We start from the raw sequence: 4,758 nt of genomic DNA, 5'->3' as shown, positions 1-4,758 counted from the left end.
TACCCCAGAGAGTTTTATACAGAAAGTTGACCTATAATATGTGGTTAGGCGGCATGAAAGCACTATCACTCGTCCTACTCCTATCTCTTGCCACTCCCCTTACGTTAGCGCGTGAGGGCACTGTGCTTGAGAGCGAAATTTCGCTAGGTGGGATCGCGATCGGGGATTCGCCAAGCGAGGTCACAAATAAACTTGGCTTACCGTTACGCAAGGTAGAAGAATTAGGGTTTCTGAGTCTCCACTATTACTATCCTCAAGTGCGAGTCTCGTTTAGTGAAAATGTGGTCGCCGAGTTGTATAGCGACAAAGCAGCAGGGTGCACTCCAAGGCAGCTATGTCCGGGGGATCCGTTGGATAAGATGCGTTCTCTTTACGGGCCGCCTGTCATTGCTGACAGGGAGGCGGGGCGCTTCTATGAATACTATGCGGCCGACTTTACTTGCTGGCTTCAGATCCGCTCCAAGGGCAAAAGGATCTCATCAATCGCAGTGGTGTGTATGCCGTGACGCTGCCGCCTAACAATTCGTTCAAGCCGACCCCGCATCGTGGCATCGGCCACGTGCCTGCGCTACGCTAGCCCGCCACCCCGCTACGGGGCGGCTTAACTCAGGCGTTAGACGTAAAGTTAAGCTGGGAACACTGGGTGCAGACGATCTAGGTGAGATAGAAAACTCAGCACAGCAGATGTCGCCAGCGTTCCTAGAGCAAGCAAGTTCAAAACTCAAACAGTTACTCGGCCATGAGTTTCAATCTGCTATTTTTAAGGATGTGCAGAAGTTACAGTCCAACAATCGCGCTGCACCGGAACGCTCAAATATAATTGGTTGAGTTGCAAAGGTTATCTATGTCCAGTGAGCGCAACCGTTAGGCAGCCGTAGTGGACTGTTTCAGCTAAAATAGGGCAATAGCTCGAACAAGCAGAGGAGATCAATCATGGGAAGAGGTCGGCGAGATAAAGTCAATCTAACAGGGGAACAAAGAGAAAACCTCGAACAAATCAGTCGTAATGGCTATGCACCGGCTAAAAAAATTCTCCACGCTCGGATTTTGCTGATGTGTGACGAGGGAGAACAGGCGAAAAGAAAATGGACAGATGAAGAAATAGCCGAAGCTTTAGAGGTCCATAGAAACACAGTGGGACGTATTCGTCAAAGATTTCTTCAAAAAGGCGAAAAACCAGCATTAGAACGGAAATTGAGAAAAACTCCCCCCACTCCGGCAAAAGTTGATGGAGCCGCCGCCGCCCAAATCATTGCCCTGTGCTGTTCGGAGCCACCATCTGGCCGAGCCGAGTGGACAATCCGACTATTAACCTCGGAACTCAAACAAAGACAAATTATCACCGAGATTTCCAGTCCAACGGTGTGGCGTACTCTAAAAAAAACCAATTACGCCCTTGGAAAACCCAAAGATACTGTATTCCGGAACAGGATTTAGCCCGATTTGTTGCCCAGATGGAAGTTGTCCTTGACCTGTATGGCACTCAGCCATCGCAAGAAGAACCGTTAATCGCCATGGATGAGGCATCAAAGCAACTACTTGGAGAAGTTTACCCCCCGATACCCATGCAACCTGGACAAGATAAAAAAGAAGACTATCACTATAGTCGTGAAGGGGTTCAAGCCTTGTTCATGTTTTTTGACCCCCATCGAGGATGGAGACGGGGGAGTAACCGAGATAGTCGAACCCGAATAGATTGGGCAGAAGAAATTCGTCAATTAAAAGAGAAAACTAAAGTATTTAGGGTTTGCTGAAAAAGTCATTGAAAAGTACAGGTCTCTTAATCAATGATTTCACTTAGCTACAAGCATAAGCTTTAGTTGTTGATTAATTTTTAATTTATAACTTATCCTAATCATTGACCGAGAAAAAGTGCTGTTTTTCCATTTCAGACATAAAAAAGCCCAAAAAACCTGCCTCAACAGGTTAGAAAGATTCATGACTAAAAAAGTAATAGCAATCGCTGAAAAGGAAGTATGAGGAAGTTTAGCCATCACTTTACCTAAGCTAAATCTTCTTTTCCCCTGTCCAAATTTGCCCTCTATACAATTCCGAATCCTCTCATCATCGGTAGCTTGTTTCTTTTGTTCTTTACTAACATTTTTGGCTGGTCTTCCTAATGGGGGACCACTGATTCTGATTCCCCTTTCTTTACACCAAGCTCGGTTTTCTCTGGTTCGATAAATTTTGTCCACATGAACTGATTCTGGATAGTATCCTGTATAGTCATAATAAGCTTCTATTTGTGCTTTTAAATCTCCCGATTCATTAAAGTTATCCCAACTAATCCGGTCTAAAAATATGTAACCATCTATACAGCTTACTGAGAATTTGGCCCCAAATTCTACGGGTTTTCCAGCTTTTCCTCTGACTATCGGACGGATATGGGGTTGACCCTTCGGCTTCGCTCAGGGTCAACGTCGAGCGAAGTCGAGACGTTGAGTTAAGCTGACAATTCTGTCTTCAATACTCTGTTTGTTATTTTGGTACATCCAGAGTTGTTGGCGATAAACTTCTGTGACTACTAATAACAGTTTATAGTCTCTTTTTTTCAAGCTTTGTAGAGAGGCTCCTTCTGCTAAAAGTTGTTCAATATGGTCGAGATGTCTTTTCAGATATTGCAGTTGTCTTTTCAGAGCTTTTCGTCTTTGTTTGACGGTAGGTTTTCTTTTTTTTGCTACTTCTAAATAACTTTTTCTGGCTAGGAGACGATAGGTTCTCGGTTTTTGAACAAGTTTTCCTTTTAAAGTTTCATAGAGAATATCAATAATTTTTTCGGTTTGTTTTCTTCCTTGATTTAACAGGTTTAAATCCGTAGGATAACTAATATCTGCGGGCGCACAACTGGCATCTAAAATTAATTTACCTCGATTTTCGGGTTGACTTTGGGTTTCGCTCTCTAACTTTTTTTCGGTGTTTTCTTCTTCTTTTATTTCTCTCGAATTTTTGACCATAAAGCGATTCACTTTATTAATTAGTTCCAGAGTGATTCTTTCTCGAAAGTGAACCAACATTGACGCTTCAAAATGGGGTTCATTGCTGTAGGCTGAAAACCCCAAGAAGTATTGTAAATAAGGATTTTCTTTGATTTGTTCTACCGTTTCTCTATCGCTTGTTCCTAATTTTTCTTTAATAATTAATGCTCCTAGTGCTGTCCTAAATGTTTTGGCGGGTGCGCCCATTTCTTCTGAAAAAAGTGATGCGTATTCCGCTTCAAATTCTGACCAGGGAATGAGGTTGGCCATAATTACCCAACGATTATCTTGGGATAATTTCCCCTCAAAGGGCAGCTCGAAGTTTTCTGGTGGGGTTGAGGGTAACTCGCTTTTACGGTACATTAGCACTAATTAGAGAAGATGCAAGGGTGATGCAAGGGTGATGCAAGGGTTTTAAGAGATTCTAGCAGATTTAAGTGCATTTGGGAAGCTCTCAATCAAGCTAAAAGCCCTTTCCTGTAAGGTTTTTACCATTATTCAGCAAACCCGACTTAGACATGGTTATTCTTCAGCAGTCAACCCATACAAATTAGCAACCTTATCATCAATATAAAATTGAATTAAGTTACAATCTGTCATATTCTTCTGGCTCTCTATCTGAAACTTTAGCTAATGCTTGTTGAAACTTCTCCCAACTTCCCTGTTGTGCTTTTTCTTCTAGATAATCTTTAGTCATCCAAGAGGATATTTGGGCAGATAAAGCCATTGTTACCAGTTGCTCTACTGGTATGTTTTGTTTATTGGCTAAGGTTTCAATTTGTTGATATAAAACATCTGGAATGTTTGTGCTTAGTTTCATGGTTTTATTTCTCCTAGTAATCGTAAAAATTGTTTGGGTGTTAAAATAAAAATGCCGAATTTTTCAATGGGTTTTATGTCTCTTTGATTGTAACTGATTATAAAATTAGCTTGACATTTGAAAGCTAAGTCTATCAGAAAGTCATCATTTTTGTCTTTGGCTAATGGTCGCCAAATATAAAAGATTTCGTGATGGTTGGCTAGATGGCAAATTCCATTAATAATGTTATCTATGTCTTCATTGTTTAAATCTATTTGTTGTTGTTCTCTTTTTAGTATTTCTTCGTACTCAAAAACTAGGGTGGCAGATACATTGATTTGAAAGCGTTGGTCATTGAGTATGGTTAAGAGTTTATAGGATGCTCCTTTATTAGAGAGCAATCCGGCTAAGATTACGTTAGTATCAATGACTATTTGATAAGGAGTTTCTGTCATAATTAATCCCCCCTAATAGTCTTCATTTCCTCAGCAGTCAACCCATACAAATTAGCAACCCTATCATCTATCTTTGGTTCGGAATCGGTATGCCCCGTATCTTTGCTGGCTACAGAGAAAAACGCCGTCACCAACAGCCATTTCCATTGGAGTTCAATCGGGTAAAGTACCTGGTGCGATTTGTACTGTGCGGGTATAGACGGAACCGCCCTCCACATACTTGAAATCGATCTGAACATCATCGGAAATTTTGGGTCTGAAATCCCGCCGTTCTAGGTTGGCTTTACGTTAGAATTAAAAGGCCAGTCTCGAAAACCAAGTGGACGGCGCAGCACCTTGAAAACTCGGCTTAGGGGGTTCCGACCAGAAAAGCTTGGCCGGGTAAAAGGTCGCGCGCAACAAGTACAAGAAGCTATAGGCGGTCAACGTACCGTGGGACACACGGAATCGGGCTTCTGAAATGGGGCGAAAGTCTGTGGACTCTGTGTAAGACAGTACATGGTTTTTTAACTGTGGTATGCGACGGTGG

Annotated in this window: 3 protein-coding genes and 2 pseudogenes; 2 read left to right on the top strand and 3 right to left on the bottom strand. The window is 42.2% G+C overall.

Features of this window, described 5'->3' with window-relative positions:
* Together O9334_RS00680 and O9334_RS00675 are read left to right on the top strand one after the other, a co-directional pair.
* Positions 1–506: hypothetical protein (locus O9334_RS00680; protein ID WP_287998463.1), on the top strand; the 506-nt coding region annotated here is incomplete at its 5' end.
* Between the two features lie 427 nt (positions 507–933).
* Positions 934–1,721 (top strand): annotated as a pseudogene (locus O9334_RS00675) (IS630-like element ISMae25 family transposase); the annotation flags it as partial.
* 72 nt (positions 1,722–1,793) lie between these two features.
* On the opposite strand, the pseudogene O9334_RS00670 reads toward O9334_RS00675, so the two are convergent.
* The 3 genes and pseudogenes from O9334_RS00670 to O9334_RS00660 form a co-directional block, all read right to left on the bottom strand.
* Positions 1,794–3,338 (bottom strand): annotated as a pseudogene (locus O9334_RS00670) (IS5 family transposase).
* Between the two features lie 223 nt (positions 3,339–3,561).
* A complete protein-coding gene (locus tag O9334_RS00665) occupies positions 3,562–3,795 on the bottom strand; it encodes a hypothetical protein (RefSeq protein WP_045356648.1) in 234 nt (77 codons plus the stop codon).
* Positions 3,792–4,229, bottom strand: coding sequence for a putative toxin-antitoxin system toxin component, PIN family (locus O9334_RS00660; RefSeq protein WP_287998455.1), 438 nt, complete (start codon positions 4,227–4,229; stop codon positions 3,792–3,794). Before O9334_RS00660 ends, O9334_RS00665 begins: the two co-directional genes overlap by 4 nt.
* Positions 4,230–4,758 lie beyond the last annotated feature (529 nt).

Origin of the sequence: Microcystis sp. LE19-8.1F, assembly GCF_027531715.1 — a bacterium.
GTDB lineage: Bacteria > Cyanobacteriota > Cyanobacteriia > Cyanobacteriales > Microcystaceae > Microcystis > Microcystis wesenbergii_A.
Note: the sequence above shows the minus strand (reverse complement) of the source record. Positions and strands in the feature narration are given on the sequence as shown.